General features: G+C 67.1%; 20 protein-coding genes. 7 read left to right on the plus strand and 13 right to left on the minus strand.

Annotated features, from left to right (window positions below):
• Positions 1-30: 30 nt before the first annotated feature.
• From AC1XX3_RS11575 to AC1XX3_RS11590, 4 genes are all read right to left on the minus strand, one after another.
• Positions 31-600: a phosphotransferase-like protein gene (locus AC1XX3_RS11575; RefSeq protein ID WP_483321285.1), complete on the minus strand. Its 570-nt coding sequence runs from the start codon at positions 598-600 to the stop codon at positions 31-33.
• A gap of 269 nt (positions 601-869) precedes the next feature.
• A complete protein-coding gene (locus AC1XX3_RS11580) occupies positions 870-1,439 on the minus strand; it encodes a HEAT repeat domain-containing protein (protein WP_483321287.1) in 570 nt (189 codons plus the stop codon).
• A gap of 67 nt (positions 1,440-1,506) precedes the next feature.
• A complete protein-coding gene (locus AC1XX3_RS11585) occupies positions 1,507-2,049 on the minus strand; it encodes a hypothetical protein (RefSeq protein ID WP_483321288.1) in 543 nt (180 codons plus the stop codon).
• A gap of 48 nt (positions 2,050-2,097) precedes the next feature.
• Positions 2,098-2,550: a VOC family protein gene (locus AC1XX3_RS11590; protein ID WP_483321290.1), complete on the minus strand. Its 453-nt coding sequence runs from the start codon at positions 2,548-2,550 to the stop codon at positions 2,098-2,100.
• Positions 2,551-2,662: 112 nt separating this feature from the next.
• On the opposite strand from AC1XX3_RS11590, the gene AC1XX3_RS11595 reads away from it, so the two are divergent.
• A complete protein-coding gene (locus tag AC1XX3_RS11595) occupies positions 2,663-4,042 on the plus strand; it encodes an ADP-ribosylglycohydrolase family protein (RefSeq protein ID WP_483321292.1) in 1,380 nt (459 codons plus the stop codon).
• A 41-nt stretch (positions 4,043-4,083) separates the two neighbouring features.
• Here AC1XX3_RS11595 and AC1XX3_RS11600 read toward each other — a convergent pair whose 3' ends face one another.
• The gene (locus AC1XX3_RS11600; protein WP_483321294.1) at positions 4,084-4,590 is read right to left on the minus strand and encodes a hypothetical protein; all 507 of its coding nucleotides are present in this window, start codon (positions 4,588-4,590) and stop codon (positions 4,084-4,086) included.
• Between the two features lie 67 nt (positions 4,591-4,657).
• On the minus strand, positions 4,658-5,431 hold the full coding sequence (locus AC1XX3_RS11605; RefSeq protein WP_483321295.1) for an MOSC domain-containing protein: 774 nt from the start codon (positions 5,429-5,431) through the stop codon (positions 4,658-4,660).
• 104 nt (positions 5,432-5,535) lie between these two features.
• Between AC1XX3_RS11605 and AC1XX3_RS11610 the strand changes: the two genes are divergently transcribed.
• Complete coding sequence (locus tag AC1XX3_RS11610; protein ID WP_483322089.1) at positions 5,536-6,225, plus strand: HNH endonuclease family protein; 690 nt, start codon at positions 5,536-5,538, stop codon at positions 6,223-6,225.
• Positions 6,226-6,456: 231 nt separating this feature from the next.
• Here AC1XX3_RS11610 and AC1XX3_RS11615 read toward each other — a convergent pair whose 3' ends face one another.
• Together AC1XX3_RS11615 and AC1XX3_RS11620 are read right to left on the minus strand one after the other, a co-directional pair.
• Positions 6,457-7,356 (minus strand): S66 peptidase family protein, encoded by a 900-nt coding sequence (locus tag AC1XX3_RS11615; RefSeq protein WP_483321297.1) that lies wholly within the window; start codon positions 7,354-7,356, stop codon positions 6,457-6,459.
• 214 nt (positions 7,357-7,570) lie between these two features.
• The gene (locus AC1XX3_RS11620; RefSeq protein ID WP_483321299.1) at positions 7,571-7,945 is read right to left on the minus strand and encodes a VOC family protein; all 375 of its coding nucleotides are present in this window, start codon (positions 7,943-7,945) and stop codon (positions 7,571-7,573) included.
• A 358-nt stretch (positions 7,946-8,303) separates the two neighbouring features.
• Here AC1XX3_RS11620 and AC1XX3_RS11625 point away from each other — a divergent pair, with 358 nt between their 5' ends.
• From AC1XX3_RS11625 to AC1XX3_RS11645, 5 genes are all read left to right on the plus strand, one after another.
• Positions 8,304-8,588 carry a hypothetical protein gene (locus AC1XX3_RS11625; RefSeq protein WP_483321301.1) on the plus strand — a complete coding sequence of 95 codons (285 nt, stop codon included), beginning with the start codon at positions 8,304-8,306 and terminating at the stop codon, positions 8,586-8,588.
• Positions 8,589-8,737: 149 nt separating this feature from the next.
• Positions 8,738-9,172, plus strand: a complete 435-nt coding sequence (locus AC1XX3_RS11630; protein WP_483321303.1) for a hypothetical protein — start codon at positions 8,738-8,740, stop codon at positions 9,170-9,172.
• Positions 9,173-9,180: 8 nt separating this feature from the next.
• Positions 9,181-9,324 (plus strand): hypothetical protein, encoded by a 144-nt coding sequence (locus AC1XX3_RS11635; protein ID WP_483321305.1) that lies wholly within the window; start codon positions 9,181-9,183, stop codon positions 9,322-9,324.
• Positions 9,321-10,775 carry a sulfatase-like hydrolase/transferase gene (locus tag AC1XX3_RS11640; RefSeq protein ID WP_483321307.1) on the plus strand — a complete coding sequence of 485 codons (1,455 nt, stop codon included), beginning with the start codon at positions 9,321-9,323 and terminating at the stop codon, positions 10,773-10,775. The genes AC1XX3_RS11635 and AC1XX3_RS11640 overlap by 4 nt, the downstream gene beginning before the upstream one ends.
• On the plus strand, positions 10,772-12,670 hold the full coding sequence (locus AC1XX3_RS11645; RefSeq protein WP_483321309.1) for a glycoside hydrolase family 2 protein: 1,899 nt from the start codon (positions 10,772-10,774) through the stop codon (positions 12,668-12,670). The genes AC1XX3_RS11640 and AC1XX3_RS11645 overlap by 4 nt, the downstream gene beginning before the upstream one ends.
• Here AC1XX3_RS11645 and AC1XX3_RS11650 read toward each other — a convergent pair.
• The 5 genes from AC1XX3_RS11650 to AC1XX3_RS11670 form a co-directional block, all read right to left on the minus strand.
• Entirely contained in the window at positions 12,667-13,707 is a 1,041-nt protein-coding gene (locus AC1XX3_RS11650; RefSeq protein ID WP_483321311.1) for a LacI family DNA-binding transcriptional regulator, read from the minus strand. The genes AC1XX3_RS11645 and AC1XX3_RS11650 overlap by 4 nt on opposite strands.
• A gap of 242 nt (positions 13,708-13,949) precedes the next feature.
• Positions 13,950-14,849, minus strand: coding sequence for a class I SAM-dependent methyltransferase (locus AC1XX3_RS11655; protein WP_483321312.1), 900 nt, complete (start codon positions 14,847-14,849; stop codon positions 13,950-13,952).
• A gap of 83 nt (positions 14,850-14,932) precedes the next feature.
• Positions 14,933-16,357, minus strand: coding sequence for a glycoside hydrolase family 32 protein (locus AC1XX3_RS11660; RefSeq protein WP_483321313.1), 1,425 nt, complete (start codon positions 16,355-16,357; stop codon positions 14,933-14,935).
• A 125-nt stretch (positions 16,358-16,482) separates the two neighbouring features.
• Positions 16,483-16,794, minus strand: coding sequence for a hypothetical protein (locus tag AC1XX3_RS11665; RefSeq protein WP_483321314.1), 312 nt, complete (start codon positions 16,792-16,794; stop codon positions 16,483-16,485).
• Between the two features lie 29 nt (positions 16,795-16,823).
• Positions 16,824-18,512 (minus strand): sodium:solute symporter family protein, encoded by a 1,689-nt coding sequence (locus tag AC1XX3_RS11670; protein ID WP_483321315.1) that lies wholly within the window; start codon positions 18,510-18,512, stop codon positions 16,824-16,826.
• Positions 18,513-18,632: the final 120 nt, after the last annotated feature.

An 18,632-nucleotide genomic window follows, 5' to 3' on the forward strand; every position in this document is an offset into this window, starting at 1 on the left:
TACGACGGATCATGACACAACCACGGACGGTCAATGGGGGAGTGTCGCCATGATCTCGACGGCCGCCTGGTACGGCGATGCCGTCGCTACGTCGAGCTGCAGATCGTACGTCTCGTCGGCGCCGATGAGGAAGTGGCCACGAGCGTTGCCCAGGTGCTGACCGCGGGTCCGTCCGGCTTCGCGACCTTCGATGACCTCGAGCGGGGCGGACAACCGCACCCAGTAGACCGAGTAGGTGGCAAGCTCACGCCGCCAGGCGGGGATGATCGAATCGTCGAGCGGCATCTCGTCGAGGATGACGTGGTTTCCGGTGTCGAGCATGGCCCGGACCGCCGCGCGCATCCCCGTGAGTAGTCGCTCGCCGGCCCGGCCGTACCGGATGCGTGCTCGTGGGCTGCCGTCCGGATCGGTTTCGTCCTCGTACCACATCCCGGGTCCGGGGCCACGCGGATGCCCTGCCCAGTGCTGGGGGAACATGTTGAGGAAGTGGTCAATGCCGACGACCAGGTACGGCTCCGGCAGGAGCGTCTGCAGCTGCTCGGCGACCGAGGTCTTGCCGACGCTGGATGTTCCGACGAGCGCGATCAGGTCACCCCTCATTCCGACAGTGTCTCGCGGACGGCGCTGACACACCGTGCGCCGTGCTGCGCCGTGCCGCCCGTCGGCGTTGCGTCAGCCGGCCGGCGGTCTCGGACGGCGTGATAACCCTTCGCGAGCGGCGATGCCCGCATGGGATTCTGTGGCGTGTGGTGGTGGGGCGAGCGGTCACGGCAGATTGGCAAGCGTCGCGCAGGATCCACCTGCAAGCACTCCGAGACTCGCCTTTGGCGTTCGCGTCCACGATGAAAGCCTGGTCAGTCACGGGCCGGTCAAAGCGGCCGGTCGACTCGCTCCGACAGCTGGTGAAGCGCGCGCACGGCTGCCTCTCGCACTGCCGACTCCGGATCGTCGAGGGCCCGCCGGATGCCATCGGCGTGCTCGGCCTCGCCGGTGATTCCGAGCACCCGCACGCCGGCGGCTCGTACCCGCGGCGTGGCGTCGTCGACGAGGACCATGCACGCGTCGGCGGCCGCGGCGACCTCCCAGCGGGCCGTCACCTTGGCGCACATCTCGCGCACCCGCCAGGACGGATCGCTCAGCGCCGCCACAACATCGCCCGTGCAGGCGTCGCTCCACACGTAGAGCAGGGTGCGCGCTGCCCATACCCGGACCCAGTAGCTGGTCTGATTCGTGAGGTGGTCGGGGGCTCCCCACGTACGGGCCGCCCGGCCGCCGATCCAGCCGATGTCCGGCAGGTCCGCCGCACCCCAGGGCGCGCGACAGGCGAGAAGGTCGGCACACCATGCTGTCAACGTCTCGTCGCCGAGCGCGTCCGCCGCCGCGCCGGCACGCTCGCCGGGTGTGCCGTCGAGAACGATGGCACTCGGGCTCTGCGCCATGGCGACACCCTACGTCGGCGTGATCACCACCGTGACCGTGAACGGCGATACGTTCGTCCGACTCGGCTCAGGTGATGATCGATGGCGGCAACATCGAGTTGACTGCCGCAGCCGTTGCTGCGGCGTCGAGATGCGTACTGTCGATCACTTCGTCATAGAGGTGGCTGTGTGCGCTGAGGCAGGACTGGAGGTAGCGGATCCGGTCGTGCCAGCCAGCCAGCGCGGCGGGATCGGGAGAGGGGTCGGGATCCCGATCGCGATCACGCGCCACCAGGACATCGGGCGATGCCGTCAACATCACGACGGACAGCTGCGCTGCGTCGCTGAGCAGTGTGCGATAGAGCGGCAGGACCTGCGGCTCGACCACGTCGACGATCACGACGTCGAACCCCTCGCTGGCGAAGTTCTGCGCGAGCGCACACGCGTTGCGCACGGCGAGTCGATACTGCCGCTCCCACTCAGCGCCACCGCCAGGTGCGGCGGTCGGCGAGACGACGAGGGGAAGCAGCGCGTCGATGTCGACGATGGCCGCTCGGGGGCGGGCGAGGCAGATGAGCTCGGCCACCGTGTTGTGGCCGACAGCAGGCGGGCCAGCGAGGACAAGGATCACCCGGTCACCGTAGAGCAGGTAGGAAGGCGGCGCTCGACCCCAGTGAGGTCAGCCATACCAGGCGTCGTGGGCAGCCTGCAGGCCGTCGCCGCTGGACTCGATGAACTCGAAGAACTTCCACTCGTATCCGAAGGGGTCCTCGAGCTCGACATACCTCTCGCCCCATGGCGCGTCTTCCGGACCATGGGTGATCAGGCATCCGCCCTGACGGGAAATCTCTGCGGCCCGGTCGACGCTGACGACTTCGAGACCCACGATGACTCCGAGCCCTCGCGGCCCGGCCTGGGTCTGACGTTCGCGAGCGGTGTCGGGGAACGGGATGCCTTCCAACGCGTCGACGGTCAGCTGGAGTGCACCCCGGCGGAGGATAGCCATCGCGACGCCGCCGTCAGGCCGAGGCACCGAGCCCACCAGCACGAAGCCGAAAGTCTCGTACAACGTGATGGCCGCGCTGACGTCTCGGACACGGAGTCCGACCCGGATCGAGGCCTCGTCAGTCATGGTTCGGACGCTATCCGAACCGGCGCACGTGCACCACGTCCTTTCCATTGCATCGCCGGCGCGACTGCACCAAAGTTGCTGGCGTCAACAGTGACACCTCAGGAGATTCCAGATGACCTCTGTTCGCTGCACCGCGTTGCCAGCGCTCGCCGACGCATACCATCGCCACACTTATGACCCGCTGCAAGCCACCGACCTCCTGCACGATGAAGTCCTCCAGCGGCAGGAGAGCGGCTATCACGTCGACGCAGTGATCAAACGGGCCAATGACACCGACCCGGATGACCGGCAGTCCGTGCTGGCGCTGGTGGACGGCATGGCCGATCTCGAGCGTCGCGATGACTGGCCCTTCGAAGAGCCGGACACGCTCGAGGAGATCCAGGCCAGCCTCTCCCACGTTCCCCGCCCCTCGACCGGCTCAGAGCACGACCTCCAAGATCGGATTCAGGCGGCTTGGTTGGGCCGGATCGCCGGCTGCAACCTCGGTAAGCCGGTGGAAGCGGGCGATCACTGGACCGCTGAGCACATCCGCGACTACCTGGAACGAGCTGGTGCCTACCCGCTCGCCAACTATTTCCCGGTGCTCGACCCGATGCCGGCCGAGTTCGAACTCCGGGAGAACTGGCCGGAGACCACGTTGGGCCACGTCAACGGCTCAGCCCGCGACGACGACATCGACTACCCGATTCTCGCGCTGCACCTCCTTGAGACGTATGGCACCGCGCTGCGGCCGGCGCAGGTGGGAGAGGCGTGGACGAGGCTCTTCCCGCTTCGACAGGTGTTCACGGCCGAGCGTGCTGCATACGTCAACCTGACCAACGGCCTCGCCGTGCCCGATGTGGCCACTCACCGCAATCCGTACCGTGAGTGGATCGGCGCGCAGATTCGGGGGGACGTGTTCGGCTACGTGTTTCCCGGCGACCCGTGGTCGGCGGCGGCGCTGTCCTATCAGGACGCCTCGTTATCCCATGTCGGCAACGGCATCTACGGCGAGATGTGGGCTGCAGCCCTGGTGTCGGCGGCCTTCACGGCAGGCTCGGCTCGTGAGGCGATCGTTGTCTCACTCGGCGTCGTGCCACCGAAGTCGCGTCTTGCCGCGGTTCTGCAGCACGTTCTGCAGCTGCACGCCGACGGGATCGACTGGGACGCTGCCCTGGATCAGATCCGGCTCAGCTATGGCCGCTATTCGTGGGTGCACACCCTCAACAACGCCGCCGTCGTCGCCGCCGGCTTGCTGTGGGGCGCGGGTGACTATATGTCCAGCGTCGGCAAGACCGTGATGAGCGGATGGGACACCGACTCCAACGGCGCGACCGTTGGATCGGTGGCCGGCGTTCTCGTCGGCACAGCCGGACTGCCATCGCAGCTGGTGGAGCCGCTGCACGACCGCACCCGCTCGGCGCTGTTCGGTTTCGACAACTCCTCGATCAGCAATCTTGCCGCGCGCACCCACGCCCTGGCCACCGGGGGACTGCCCCAAGCTAGCTATTGACCTCCGGCCTGAGCGATGCCCGTGCAAGCAGGAAAGGCGTCTTAGGAGGTCGTACGCCAGGTGTGTTTGCCCAGCTGCACCTTGTTGGCGCCGGCCGCGGACTCGGTCAGGAAGATCTGACACGCGGTGGTGCTTTCGCCGCGCTGCAGTGCTTGCTCATTGAGCGTGCCGAAGGGCTTGCACGGAACCTCGTTGCTGCGGCCCACGAAGATCAACTGCAGCGGCGTGGCCTCGCCATCCTCCCCGCTCACCTTCCACTTGCGGCTGTCGAACATGTTGCTCTGGTCGTCGCCGAACGTGCCGTCGACCATGGACACCGTGTAGCGAACGAAGACCGGGGTCATCGCCCTCTCCTCGGCGTCGAGATCGACGCTGGCGAGGTCTTCACTTTTGGCGGTGGTGATCGACTCGACCTTCAGCGACACGGTCACGCCTTCCGCCTCATACTCAACCGGCGTCCCAAGGGGAGTGTCGGAGGCGCAGCCGGCCAGGGCCAGGCCGGCAGCAATCAGAGCGGCAGGAATCCGGGTACGGGTCAGATTCGTCATGGGAAGCCTTCAAAGGACGAGGACGTGAAGTGGTGATCGAGCGGCAGGAATCTAGCAGTGGACGGTGTCACGCGGTGGCGGAGTGGTCCCCGCCGCGAGACGACAGCACCTCGGCGTACACGCCGAAGTGGGGCTCGCGGGCCCCGTTCGTCGGGCGATAGCCACCCAGGGTCTTCAACAACCTGCCAGTCCGGGCGCCGGTGACCGGGTCGAGGTCGATCACACCACAACGCGGGACCGGTGGGCCCAGCCGCAGCCGGATCGATCCGGCCCAGAACTCCCGCCCGCACCACGCGTCCTCGACGTACGGCTCCGCAGCCTCGACCACGAGCGTCGCCCGGAAGCGCGCGGCTTCCATGATCAGGTCCGGGTGATCGACACGGTGGCCGAGGTCGCGCAGCGATGCTGTGGTGATGATCGTCAGCGGGCCGCCGTACACCACGGCGCCACGCGGGGCGCGCGCCAGACGTACGTCGCGACCGAGCCATTGCGAGATCAGCGGAGCGTGGGGCCCGTCGGTGATGGCAAGGTCGACGGTGCGGCCCCAGTAGTCGCAGGGGACCGGACGTGACGTGCTGATCGCGGGACCACGGACCGACTCGCCCGTCGGGAGACTGATCTCGAGCTCATCGCCGTGCTGTCGCGCAACGACCGCGATCACGGCCGGGTTCTGCACCGTCTTGAGGACCCGCCGCGTGTTGGCGTCGACGAGGCAATAGCTCCGGTCGCCCCGTGGTCCGAGGTGGTCGAACTCGGCCCCGGGCTGGTCGAGATGGCGGGTGCCCTTGACGGGGGTGAAGCCCACCTGATCGACGCGCAGGGTGTCGTTCGCGGACGTCATGGGTTCACGGCTTTCGAGGCGGTCTGCACAGCCTCATCCCTACCACTCGCGGGTGGTGACAAGATGACGCCGTGCGAAGTCCCGGGACGTGGCGCCTGCGCCGGATGGCCGCGATGGCCGTTGCCGCCACCGTCATCGCGCTGGCCGGGTGCCATGACGTACCACCGAGTGAACAGTCCGTCGCCGACCCGCCGGGAAGTGCCGTGCAGGTTCTCGCCGTACTCACGGTCAAGGGTCGGGCGCCGATGACCGGGTATGCCCGCGACAAGTTCGGACCGGCCTGGTCCGATGTGGACCGCAACGGCTGTGACACGCGCAACGACATCCTGGGCCGAGATCTCAGCGATCCCGAGTTCAAGCCGGGTACGCACGACTGCGTCGTGCTCGCCGGTCACTTCACCGAACCGTACAGTGGCGCGCTCGTGACGTTTCGGCGGGGCCAGCGGACCAGCACCGCCGTCCAGATCGACCACGTCGTCTCCCTGGGCGATGCGTGGCAGACCGGGGCCCAGCAGTGGAGCCCCGCCAAGCGACTCGCCTATGCCAACGACCCACTCGTCCTCCTCGCCGCGGACGGCCCGCTCAACGGGCAGAAGGGCGCCTCCGACGCAGCGTCTTGGCTGCCGCCGAACCGGCGCTTTCGATGCGCCTACGTGGCGCGGCAGATCTCGATCAAGGCGGTGTACGGCCTGTGGGTGAAACCAGCGGAGAAGGCTGCCATGGAGCGGGTGCTCGCCTCGTGCCCAACGGAGCCGGTGGTGGAGCCAGGGAAGGAGCGGGAGTTCGCCTCCTGACTCGACAACCGCACGGAGTTCATGCACAGCAGGGATCTGCGACCTAGCATGGTGATCACCACGCCAATGGCCGTGCGGGTGATCAGCTGGGACCGGCGGCTATGCCGCGAGAGCACCAGATGTTTCTGCGCGTCCCCCACAACGGTCGGCCACTGACCTGCTCCGCACACGGGTCTCTATCGCGTGCTCTGCACAGGGGGTCGTCTATCGCGTGCTCCGCACAGGGGTGAGCTACTGAACGGTGGGGTCCACGGTGAGCTGACCGGCGTCGGCGTCGAGGACGGCCGGGACACCCAGCGGCACCGGCATGGGGTCCTCGATATGTCCGAGCGGTAGGCCACCCAGTATCGGGACCCCCAAGTCGTCCAGGAGGTCGTGCAGCGTGTCCACAACCGTCCACTCTCGATCCTGATGCCCGGCGAACTGATCGAAGCTGCCGACTGCGACACCACTGATGTGATCGAGTGCGCCGGATAGGCGCAACTGCGTCAACGCGCGATCCACCATGCCCAGCCCTGCGGCCTTGTTGGCCTCGAGCATAACTATGCAGCCCTCCCACGAAACCTCAGTCACGCCCACGGAGCGGGCGAGCATTTCGAGGTTGCCTCCCACTAAGTGGCCACGTGCTTCACCGCTCGTAGTCAGTGCAGCCGTGATCATGCTGGGGTCACTCTTCACCAAGGTGGAGGCACCACCCAGGAGCTGGTCGCGAACGACCACCTCATACGCCCCGTAGACCGCGCCGTGGATGACCGGGACATCTGATCGCCGCCAGACTTGGTGGAGCGCGGTGACGTCGCTGTAGCCGACCAGCGGCTTGGGGTCCCGCTCCAACGCTTCACGGTCGATCCCGTGCACCAACCGTAGGCCGCCGCATCCTCCACGCGATGCGATCAACGCTCGGACTCCTGGATCGTGTAGCGCCTCGTTAATGTCTGTGAGCCGGTCGGCGACTGTGCCGGCCATGTACCCGTGTCGGTCCATGACGTGAGGGCTCAACTCGGGACGTAGTCCCCACGACTTCATGGTGCCCACCAGTTGGTCCAGAGCCTCACGCGCTTCGGGCCAGCTGCTGGGAGATACCACGGCAACCCGATCACCTGGAAGCAGTCGTGTGGGAAGAAGCGTCATCGAGGGTCCTTCGTCCTGTTGGTCGGGCCGCCAAGGACTTTAGATGGAGGGTCTGACATCCGCTTCGAGCTCGCCCAGATCCCGCCGGTCGCCGTTGGTCCCGCAGCTTGGCCACGCGTCCCCCAGAGGGGTGGTCTATCGCGTGCTCCGCACGGGGGCCCGCTTCCCCTCCGGGCCGCCCAGCTGTCAGCGGACAGCTGGGCGAGACCCGTCCTCAGAAGTACGGACGCGTAATCAGCTCGAGCCCATGTCCGGCTGGGTCCTTGAAGTAAACGCCGCGGCCGCCGTGATCGGTGTTGGTCTCCCCGGTCCGCGTCATCTGGGGGTCAGCCCAGTGCTGCACATCGTGATTGATCAGCCAGGCGTAGGCCCGGTCGAAGTGAGCGTCATCGACGAGGAAGGCGTAGTGCTGCATCTGAATCTCGACGGGCGGTGCCGCGAACTGCAGCATGACGCCGTCAGCGAGGCTGATGTTGGTGAAAGGGCCCCAGCTCGGGGCTGGCTCGGCTTCGAGCAGCTCGGTGTAGAACTGCGCCGACGCTGACCCGTCGAGTGAAGCGATGATGGTGTGGTTGAACGTTGCGGGCATGTGGTTTGGTCTCCTTGGTGGTCGTGGTTGATGAGGTCACGAGCAATCAGGAGGGCCGCGGGCCCAGCGGCGGTTCAGAGCAGCGCCGGATCACCGATCTGTGCGTGGCCATTGGCCGATCCGGTCATCATGTGGATGACTATAGCGTCGTCGTTGCCACTTCCCGGTGGCCGTTCGTGCTGGCGTTGCTAGGCCCTTCGCGATAAGGGCGTGCACATGCATGTCGTGCCAACCGTCTTGGTGCAGAGCAGCCGAGACTCGAGTCCCCTTTTGCCTCAAATCCGGCCTTCAGCGCGCTGGCCACAGTCGCGTCGGTGCTGGTGCCGGGTGGCTGGTTTCACGCCTCGCTGTTCCACCCGTGCTTTCCCGGACAGGCCCAGCCCGGCGGAGACTCCCTGCCCAGCTGCCACCGGCGGACGGCTACAGCGCGGAGGGCTGGTGGACGACGTCGTCGACCGGTGTCCGCGGCCATGTCGGAGGCAACCACCGCAGACTGTCGACCTATCTCAACGCCATCCTGACCGCCGGACTCGTGTTCACCCGCTTCGTGGAGCCGGACGCCGAGCTGCCGCGCATCTTGATCATCGAGGGCCGTCGGCCCGAACCGGATGACCGCCGTGGGCCGTCGGTCCGAACGGGTTGACCGCCGCGTTCCAGCACTCGTACACCCATGTGCAACGCTGTAAAAGCGGTGTAATGTTCGGCGGGTCAAGGCATGTACAGCGTAGTGAACGACACGTGCCGTCATCGACAGGACTCCGCGGACGTGGAGTTGAAGAGGGGTGCGCCACCGTGGCCGGACCGGGAACCATCGGAGGCCTGGCCGGGGCAGCTGTCCTAGGCGGCTGCAGCGGTGAAGCCGCCGACCCGGGTGTTCCAGCGGGCGGTCACGGTGGCTCCCTCACCTGGTGGGACGAGTTCAAGCCGCTGGAGAAGCCGCAGAAGGCAACCTTCGAGAAGTTCGCCGCGGATGGCGGGCCGACAGTCACCTACACCGTCTACAACCCGAACGACCAGGGCAAGGCGCTCCAGCTGCCCCATGTCTTCACCCTGGCCGGGGTGGGGGTCGCGGCACCGGTGTCGGCTGAACTCGTTGTGCGGCATTGGGGTGCCGCTTGCCGGCGGTGGCCACGCCGCGGCGATCTTGCTCTATCTCTATATTTCCGCGGCATTCCGCGGGAGCTGGAGGAAGCCGCGGTCATGGTCGGATCGACCTGCGTACGTTGAGCGTCGGGATGCAGGCGTTCATCGGCGAGAGCTCTACGGACTGGCCCGGGATGGCAGGGGCGGCGACCTTGTCCGTCGTGCCCATCCTCTTGTTGTTCATCTTCTTGCAGCGTTATTTCTTCGACGGGATCGCGGGAGCCATCAAATCATGAGCCAGTCAGATCAGACCTCAGCCGCACCCAACATCTTGTTGCTGTGCACCGACCAGCAGCGGTTCGACGCGCTGCGGTGCTATGGCAACGGCGACATCGAGACGCCGAACATCGACCGGCTGGCCGCGGAGGGCGTCGTCTTTGACAGCTGCTATGTGCAGAACCCGGTCTGCTCGCCGTCTCGGGCCAGCCTGATGACAGGGCAGTACGTCGCCGCTCACGGGTTGCATGCCAACGGCGTCGACCTGCCAGACCGTCACCAGCTGTTCACCCGGCGCCTGGCCGATGGTGGCTATGACTGCGGTCTGGTCGGGAAACTGCATCTGGGCGCATGTCAGAACGGCCGGTCCGAACCGCGGCCCGACGACGGCTTCCGCGTCTTCCGGTGGGCACACGATCCATACCGGGGCTCGTCGGAGAACGCCTATCACCGCTGGCTGCAGGCGCGATATCCCGATCTCTATCAGAGCGCCATCACCGGCGGTGGGGAGCATTCGTGGGACACGATGCCGACCGAGGCGCACTACAGCCGGTGGATCGGGAACGAGACGATCGACTTCCTCGAGTCGTCACGACGAACCGACCAGCCGTTCTTCTTCGTCGCCAACTTCTTCGATCCTCACCACGGGTTCGGGGCACCGAAGGAGTACGCCGACCGGTATGACCCGACCACGTTGCCATCCCCGGTGACGACCGACGGCGAGCTCGATGACGCCCCAGCGATCTTGGGTGAGGCATCCCAGCGGTCCTACGCGGGCCACGCGCGTGGCTTTGCTGAATACACACCGGCCGAGATCCAGGAGGTCCGCGCGGCCTACTACGCCATGGTCACCCTGATCGATGACGAAGTGGGACGGATCCTGGACTCGCTCGACCAGCTCGATCTGGCCGACGACACCATGGTCGTGTTCACCAGTGACCACGGGGAGATGCTCGGTGATCACCAGCAGATGCTGAAAGGGCCGTTCATGTATGACTGCGCAGTGCGGGTGCCGTTGATCGTCCGATGGCCAGGCAGAGTGACACCAGGGCGGCGCGCCGAGCTGGTGCAGTGGGTGGACCTTGCTCCGACCTTCCTTTCCGCCGCGGGTCAGACGGTGCCATCGTCGTATCAGGGTGCTGACCTCAGCCGGCTCTTCCACGCCAGTGACCCGACCTGGCGCGACTGGGCACTGTGCCAGTACCGCGACAGCGGGCACAGCTATGACCCACCGGTCTACGTCACCATGCTGCGGACCGGGGACTGGAAGCTGGTGGTGCACTCCGGCCGTCCTGCGACCGACCGGGAACGCAGCGGCCAGCTGTTCAACCTGGCAGACGATCCGAACGAGCTGCGCAACCTGTGGTCCGACCCGGAGCACCGGCTGCAGCGGGCCGAGCTGAACGAGATGCTGGTCGACGTGCTGGTCGCCACCGAGGACCGCGGCGCGCCGCGGCTGGCGGACTGGTGACCGGGCCCGCGGTGGTCCCCAGTGCGGCGTCCAGCGAGATGGACCCCAGCGAGGTGGACCCCGGCTATCCACGTCCGCAGCTCGTCCGCCAGCAGTGGCATGATCTGGGCGGCACCTGGCGGTTTGCCTATGACGATGCTGACCGGGGCCTGTCAGAGCGCTGGTTCGAGCGCGACGAGCCCTTCGACCGCGAGATCACGGTTCCGTTCCCGCCGGAAAGCAGCAGGTCGGGTATCGGCGACACCTCCCAGCACCCGGTGGTCTGGTATCGGCGGTCGCTGGTTCTGACCCGCCCCATTGACGGCAACCGTGTCCTGCTGCACTTCGGTGCCGTGGACTACGCCGCCTCGGTCTGGGTCGACGGCGCGCTCGCCGGCAGTCACGAGGGCGGCCACACGCCCTTCTCGTTCGATCTCACTGACCTGTTGGCGGACGGCGACACCCATCAGCTCGTCGTACGGGCTGAGGACCGCAGTGACGATCCGAGCCAGCCGCGCGGCAAGCAGGACTGGCTGCCGCGCCCCCACGGGATCTGGTATCACCGGACGACGGGGATCTGGCAGCCGGTCTGGTGGGAGCTCGTGCCGGCCGCCCACCTGATCGACGTTGTCTGGTCCCCGGACATCGCCGCGGCCCGGGTGGGTCTGCAGGCCCGCTTCTCCCTCCGGCCGCCGGATGGGTCGCTCCTGCGGGTCCGGCTGTCGACCGGCTCCGAGGTGCTCGCCGAGCAGAGCATTGCTCTCAGCTCCGACGACGCCCGGCTCGACCTTTCGCTGGCCGCCGCCCGGCACGGCCAGGAGCGGGCTCGCCTGCTGTGGTCGCCGGAGAACCCGGTGCTGATCGACGCCGAGCTCGCGCTGCTGGACCGCACCGGCGCTGTGCTGGACCTGGTCCGGTCCTACTTCGGTCTGCGCCAGGTGGGCCACGGAGATGGACGATTCCTGCTGAACAACCATCCGTACTTCCTGCGCCTGGCGCTGGAGCAGGGCTACTGGCCGGACTCTCTGCTCGCCGCACCCAGCATCGAGGCGCTGCGGCAGGAGGTCGAGCTCACCAAGGCGCTGGGGTTCAACGGGGTGCGAGTGCACCAGAAGGTGGAGGATCCCCGCTTCCTCGCTCTCTGCGACCGCCTCGGGCTGCTGGTCTGGGGAGAGATGCCCAGCGCGTACGCGTTCGAGACGCGAGCTGTCGAGCGGGTGGTCAAGGAGTGGTCGGAGGTGGTGCTGCGCGATCGAAGTCACCCCTGCGTGGTGACCTGGGTGCCGCTGAACGAGAGCTGGGGGGTGCCAGACATCGCCACCAGTGCCCGTCAGCAGCACTACGCGACGGCGCTGTATCACCTGACGGCCGCGCTGGACCCGAGCAGGCCGGTGATCTCCAACGACGGCTGGGAGCACACCGAGAGCGACATCTGGGGCGTGCACGACTACGCCGGAGCGGGTGAATCGCTGCGGGATCGGTACCGCGACCCGGACGCCATCGGTCGCGCATTGCGCGAGAGACGACCGGGACGGCGCCGGGTCCTGCTCGGGAATCCCGAGGACAGGGGACAGCCGGTGGTGCTGACCGAGTTCGGTGGGCTGAGCTTCGCGCCGGAGGAGGGTCAGCAGTGGTTCGGCTATGCGACGGTGACGTCGCTGGAGGAGTTCGAGCAGCGGCTGGCGGACCTGGTGGGGGCGGTCCTGGACAACCCAGAGCTGGCTGGCTTCTGCTACACCCAGCTCACCGACACGGAGCAGGAGCGTAACGGGCTGCTGACTGAGGACCGACAGCCGAAGCTGCCGCTCGAGCGCGTCCACGCCATTCTGTCCCGGCCCGCCCGTGCCGTGCCGTCCGAAGAGATCGACGCCAGCCGCCGGGCCGCGCGCACGCTGGCCGAGGGAGGGACCGGCTAGTCGCCGCGGGCGGTGGTGACCGTAGCACCAGCCGCGCTGCTGTCGCGGATGACGAGCTGATGGTCGACGATGACCTCGGTGCCTTTGCCGACGAGATGGCCTTCCAGCCTGCGAATGAGGAGGTCGACGGCCGCCTCGGCGATGTGCGCCTTGTCGGGCGAGACCGTGGACAGCGGCGGATAGGAGTACTGGGTCTCCTCGATGTCGTCGAAGCCGACGACTGCGAGCGCGCCCGGGACGTCGATGCCCCTGAGCCGGGCGGCGTGGAGCGCGCCGAGCGCGAGCAGGTCGTTGCTGCAGAAGACAGCGTCCGGTGGGTCGGCCAGGTCCAACAGGCGGTCCATCCCCTGGCGGCCCTGAGCCCGGTGGAAGTGCTCGCTGGCGACGACGAGCTCGGTGTCGACGACCAGACCCGCCGCAGCCATTGCCGCCCGGTACCCGGCCACCCGCGGGTCGCCGGTGCCGGACCGACCTGGTATCTCGGCCCCGATCAGGGCGATACGACGTCGACCGACCGCGATGAGGTGATTGGTCGCTTCGCGCGCGGCCGCGACATTGTCGATGGTGACGTGGTCGATCTGCGGCGGGTGTTCGCGTTCGCCCAGCAGCACCATCGGGGTCCGGCTGGCGGCGGTGGCGATCTCCTGCACGCCGAGCGCCAGAGGACTGAAGATGAGTCCGTCGATGGCCTGCGGTCGCAGGCCGCCGGCGACCGTCCGCTCGCGTGACTCCATCCCTTCTGTCTGGTCCATCAAGATGGTGTAGCCGCGTTCCTCCGCCGCACTGGTGATCAGCCGGGCCAGCTCCGCGAAGTAGGGCACGGCCAGGTTGGGCAGGGCCAGCGCGATGATGCCGGTCCGTCCGCCGCGCAGTCCTCGAGCCGCACTGTTCGGGGCGTAGTTGAGGGTCGCGATGGCTTCGAGCACACGCTGGCGCATACCCGGAGACACGTGCACGTAGTTGTGCACCACGTTGGAGACCGTCTTGACCGAGACCCCCGCGAGTTCGGCGACATCGACCAGCCGGGCGGCGCGCATGCCGGGGATCGTATCGCAGCCCCGGCGGCGACCACCGACCATCAGTCGGCGCGCGCCGCGGCTGGTGCTTCGCCAGCCGGCCGACCGGTCGTTGGAGCTGCTCGGCGCGGTCGGCCACGACCGAGTTGGGAGAATGCTCGGACGGACAGCGGCCGAGCTGGTAGCCCCGTTGTCACCGCGGGAACGCGGCGCAGGTGTCTTTAGAGAAGGCCTGGGATCTGGTCCGTGACGCGCTGCTGGTCTCAGTCCAGTTGGAGGTGCCAGACCACCACGGCCGGGTTGTCCCAAGCGGCACGAGAGGCTTCGGGAACCAGCCCGAGCAGGGACCAGGGCCACCCATCCCAGTCGCCGATCTCGCCCGTCGGCTCCGGTGGCGGCCCAGCGGGCTCGGGCTCGGGCTCGGGAGAAGATTGTTGTTCCTCGAAACGCCGGACCGAGAAGCCCACCGCGAGGCAGGCCCGGAGAAGATCACCGATACGGTGTCGGTTCGCCGTCGCCCGCTGCGGTTGTCCGCGGTCACCGAAGGTTGTTGGCACCGAGCCACGCAGCACCAGTTCGGGGTGTACGTCAGAGATGATCAGGTGCCCACCGGTGCAGAGCACGCGGGCGAACTCCTCGATCACCGGTGCCAGCACGTCGACGTGAGTCAGGGCCAGCCCGCAGACGACCAGGTCCATCGAGCCCTCTCGGAGGGGAAGCCGCTGCAGATCACCGAGGACGAGCCGAGCGCCGGGGACGCGCCGACGCGCCTGTGCCAACATCTCAGGCGACGTGTCGACCCCGATCACCCGATGGCCGCGCTGCATGAGATGCGCGGCAAACCGCCCAGTCCCGCAGGCGGCATCCAGTACAGTGCCGATCGGCAGCGCGTCGGTGATGCCATAGACGATCGGCTCATCGAGATCGAACAGCCCATTGCCCGGCTCGTCGTAGCTCGCCGCCCATCGTTGGTAGGCGGTGCCGGTGGCATCCGGTTCAACCAGCACACCTGGGTGCCCAGCCAGCGCCTCGTCGTCGAGCAGCCGTCGCACCTCATCCAGCCGGCGGCGAACGAAATCCTCGTCGTAGTCGCCCGCCCACGCCCGCAGGAGGGCAAGACCTTCCATCCCCATCAGGTAAGCCAGCGGATGCTGATAGATCATGCGGGCTCCTTTGGCCATGGCGCGATCGTGTCCGGGGCTGTCCCTGGTGTCAATCGAGTTATCCGCCGCCGTACGCAGCCTGCTCAGCGGTTCGGTGACAGAGCCACCACGGTGAGCTTGCAGCTGTCCGGGGTGAGCGGACTCAGCGCCACAGTGGTGATCGGGCCCAGTGAGAGATCACTGGTGCTGCAGACCCGGCCGTCGTCGCCGAAGATCTCGATCAGCCCGCCGTCCACCATGATGCTCACCCGCGTGGTGTTCGGGGGCTCACCCACCCAGTCCCGTCCCCGGCGACTCCAGATCGAGGTATCGGCGAACCGCGCCAGGCTCACCGTGGTCACCTGCGCTGCGTCATCAGTGAGAACGATCTGCGCCGCGGCGAGATCCGTCGTGGACCCAGCAGTGAGGGCCAGTTCCAGGGTGGTGGACGGGTGCATCGTGACGCTCGTCCTTCCTGCCTGGAGCTGTCCGAGCTGGATCCGCGGCAGCGCAGCCAGCTCAGCGACCGGGCGCTGGGTCAGGCGGCCGTCGAGGAGCTCCAGCGAGCGGGGCAGTGATCCCGCTCCCACGGCCGGCTGGCCGGTCGAGCCGGGGTCCAGATGGGTCCGCAGCCAGCCGATCATGATCCGGCGACCATCTGCGGCGGTGTAGGACTGGGGGGCGTAGAACAAGCGGTCGCCGAGGTCGAGCTGCCCGTAGCGGGTGGGGGTGAAGCGACCGGCCGGATCGAACGTGCCGCTCATCCAGAGGACGTCGTACGCCGCGTCCGTGGCGTCGGGGTCCGTGGGGCGGGTGTACCACGACATGATGATCACCGTCTCGTCCGGCGCTGCACCGGGCGGGGTGAACACGTCCGGGCACTCCCAAACCTCCCCGGGGATGCCGGTGTGGCGACCGTCGACCACGACGCCTTCGTACGTCCATGAGCTGAGGTTGTCGCCGTCGGAGAGGAAGCTGATCAACGAGCCACCGAAGCCGTCACCGCCGGCTTGTCCCGGGATTCGCGTACCAGTGGTGACGGTGTCGACTCCCGCAGCCAGGATCTGGCGCCACCGATTGCCGACCCGCATCACTGTGTGGTCGCGGTGATCGGTGAGTCCGAGGGCCACCGGGATGTCGGCGACCGGGTTCGCCGGGGACTTGACCCAGCGGTTCAGCGCCCGATCGGTGCTGGTCGCGATGGCGGGAAGCTGGCGGTTGTCCAGATTCGCTGAGTAGAGGAGCACCACCTCGCCGTTGTCCAGCGTGATGGCGCACCCCGAGTAGACCCCGTCCCGGTCGTAGTCACCGGCATCGCCGGGGAAGAGGGCGATCGGCTGCTCGGCCCAGGTGAGGAGGTCGGTGCTGATCGCGTGGCCCCAGTGCATGTTGCGGTGGAACGGGGCGTCGGGGTTGTGCTGGAAGAAGAGATGGTGCACACCGTCGCGTTCGAGCAGACCGTTCGGGTCGTTCATCCAGCCGCGGGCCGGGCTGAAGTGAAAGGCATAGCGAGGCCCGGCGCCGGACATGGAGTTCTCCTCTCGGCGCCGAACTTTCGATCAAGACGCCGGCGCACGGCCGAGGTTACGGGACATCGGCATGGCGCGGTCAGGTGCCGGGGAAAACCGCGAGCGTACTGAGCAGGCGTGGAGCATCAGTCGGTCGGGGCGATGTCCTTGGGCACCTCGGCGCCCTCCTCGTTCTTCGCCACCACGATCCGGATCGGGCGGAGTCGGGACCACAGGATGAATGCGGCGGCGAAGAGGATCATCACGATCCCGGCCCAGAGGTTGGCGTTCACGCCACCGGTCTTGGCAGCCTCGGCGTCGTTGAAGAAGAACAGGCCCCAGACCACCAGCACCACCCCGTACAGCCCGATCAGCAGGCCGATGAAGTTACGGATGTCGAACCCGCCGACCTTCTCCACGTGCGCCCCTTCAGGGACGGTGGGGACTTGCTCGCTCACGTCTGGCTCCTCTTGATCGGCGTGCGGGTTCAGGCGAAGGCCACGTTGAGGACGATGATCAGCCCCAGGGCCAACCCCGCCATCGGCAGCGGACGTCGCCACGGCGGCAACGACTTCTCGTCGGGGTCGACCAGGTCGGCCCGAGGTGTCTCGGAGTAGACCAGACCGCGTAGCTCGGCCACCGGCTTGGGCTGGGTGACCAGCGAGACCACCACCATCAACACTATGTCCACCACGAACGCGGCACCGGCGGCGACGAACGCCGCGCCCTGGCCGGGCAGCGAGATCACACCGGTCTCGGCCAGGATGAAGATGAACACAGCTGACAAGGTGCCGGCGACCAGCCCGATCCAGCCGGCCGTGGGTGAGGCGCGCTTCCAGAACATGCCCAGCAGGAAGGTGGCGAACAATGGCGCGTTGAAGAACCCGAACAGCGTCTGCAGATAGTCCATCAGGTTCGAGAAGTTCGAGGCGATCAGCGCAGTGAAGATGGCGATGATGCAGGCCGCAAGGGTGGCCAGCCGGCCGACCTTCAGATAGAAGTCGTCGGGCTTGTCCTTCTGGATGTATTGCTGCCAGATGTCGTAGCTCATCACGGTGTTGAAGGCGGAGATGTTGGCCGCCATACCGGCCATGAACGCGGCCAGCAGACCGGCGATGGCCACGCCGAGCAAGCCGTTGGGGAGGATGTCGCGCATCAGCAGCAGAAGGGAGTCGTTGTACGTCAACCCGGTGGCGGCGGCGGCAGCCTCGTCGGTGACGGACAGTCGCTTGAACTCGGCCAGCTCACTCACCAGAACCGCCGCCAGCATGCCGGGGATGATCACGATGAACGGGACGAACATCTTCGGGAACGCGCCGATGATCGGCGTCATCCGCGCCGAGGTGATGTCCTTGGACGCCATCGCCCGTTGCACCTCGACGAAGTTGGTCGTCCAATAGCCGAAGGACAGCACGAAGCCAAGACCGAAGACGATGCCGATGACGCTCAGCACGCTGTTGCTGAATCCGGACAACGCCGTACCCGGCCAGGCGTTGAGCTGCTCGGCTCCTCCCGCGCCATCGTTGGCGACCCGGTCCAACATGCCCTGCCAGCCGCCGACCTTGTGCAGGGCGATCAGGGTCAGCGGCAGCAGCGCAGCGACGATGACGAAGAACTGCAGCACCTCGTTGTAGATGGCCGCACTCAGACCGCCCAGAGTGATGTAGGCCAGCACGATGGCGGCGGCCACGACCAGTCCCAGCCACAGCGGCCAGCCCAGCAGCCGGTTGACGATGGTGCCGAGCAGATAGAGGTTGACGCCGGCGATCAGGAGCTGCGCGACCGCGAAGGAGATCGCGTTCACGAGGTGGGCGCCGGTGCCGAATCGGAGCCGCATGAACTCCGGTACCGATCGAACTTTGGAGCCGTAGTAGAACGGCATCATCACCACACCCAGGAACAGCATCGCTGGTACGGCGCCGATCCAGAAGTAGTGGAAGGTGGGATAGCCGTACTGAGCACCGTTGGCTGACATGCCCATCACCTCGACGGCGCCGAGATTGGCCGAGATGAAGGCCAGACCGGTGACCCAGGCCGGCAGCGAACGCCCGGAGAGGAAGAACTCGATCGAGTTGGACACCCCCCGCTTGGCATACCAACCCACCCCGAGGACGAAGAGGAAGTAGAGGGCAATCAGGAGATAGTCGATCAGGTTGGCGTCGAGCCGGATCTCCACGAGGAACTCCCTGTCCCGGCCACAGGCCGTCAGTAGCGACCGAACCGGTCTACTCCTCGCTCGGTACGCCCGTCAACCCACCGGGCGGGCGGTGAGCACCAGTCGCCACGTCGGACGGCG

This window comes from Microlunatus sp. M237, from assembly GCF_056896895.1.

Bases quoted from the DNA above. Each gene is read 5' to 3' on its own strand.
- AC1XX3_RS11605 (WP_483321295.1), bottom strand. From the start codon at position 5,431: ATGACGTCCGCGAACGACACCCTGCGCGTCGATCAGGTGGGCTTCACC.
- AC1XX3_RS11590 (WP_483321290.1), bottom strand. From the start codon at position 2,550: ATGACTGACGAGGCCTCGATCCGGGTCGGACTCCGTGTCCGAGACGTC.
- AC1XX3_RS11610 (WP_483322089.1), top strand. From the start codon at position 5,536: ATGGCCGCGATGGCCGTTGCCGCCACCGTCATCGCGCTGGCCGGGTGC.
- AC1XX3_RS11635 (WP_483321305.1), top strand. From the start codon at position 9,181: ATGCAGGCGTTCATCGGCGAGAGCTCTACGGACTGGCCCGGGATGGCA.
- AC1XX3_RS11595 (WP_483321292.1), top strand. From the start codon at position 2,663: ATGACCTCTGTTCGCTGCACCGCGTTGCCAGCGCTCGCCGACGCATAC.
- AC1XX3_RS11580 (WP_483321287.1), bottom strand. From the start codon at position 1,439: ATGGCGCAGAGCCCGAGTGCCATCGTTCTCGACGGCACACCCGGCGAG.
- AC1XX3_RS11575 (WP_483321285.1), bottom strand. From the start codon at position 600: ATGAGGGGTGACCTGATCGCGCTCGTCGGAACATCCAGCGTCGGCAAG.
- AC1XX3_RS11655 (WP_483321312.1), bottom strand. From the start codon at position 14,849: ATGATCTATCAGCATCCGCTGGCTTACCTGATGGGGATGGAAGGTCTT.
- AC1XX3_RS11615 (WP_483321297.1), bottom strand. From the start codon at position 7,356: ATGACGCTTCTTCCCACACGACTGCTTCCAGGTGATCGGGTTGCCGTG.
- AC1XX3_RS11620 (WP_483321299.1), bottom strand. From the start codon at position 7,945: ATGCCCGCAACGTTCAACCACACCATCATCGCTTCACTCGACGGGTCA.
- AC1XX3_RS11660 (WP_483321313.1), bottom strand. From the start codon at position 16,357: ATGTCCGGCGCCGGGCCTCGCTATGCCTTTCACTTCAGCCCGGCCCGC.
- AC1XX3_RS11600 (WP_483321294.1), bottom strand. From the start codon at position 4,590: ATGACGAATCTGACCCGTACCCGGATTCCTGCCGCTCTGATTGCTGCC.
- AC1XX3_RS11650 (WP_483321311.1), bottom strand. From the start codon at position 13,707: ATGCGCGCCGCCCGGCTGGTCGATGTCGCCGAACTCGCGGGGGTCTCG.
- AC1XX3_RS11640 (WP_483321307.1), top strand. From the start codon at position 9,321: ATGAGCCAGTCAGATCAGACCTCAGCCGCACCCAACATCTTGTTGCTG.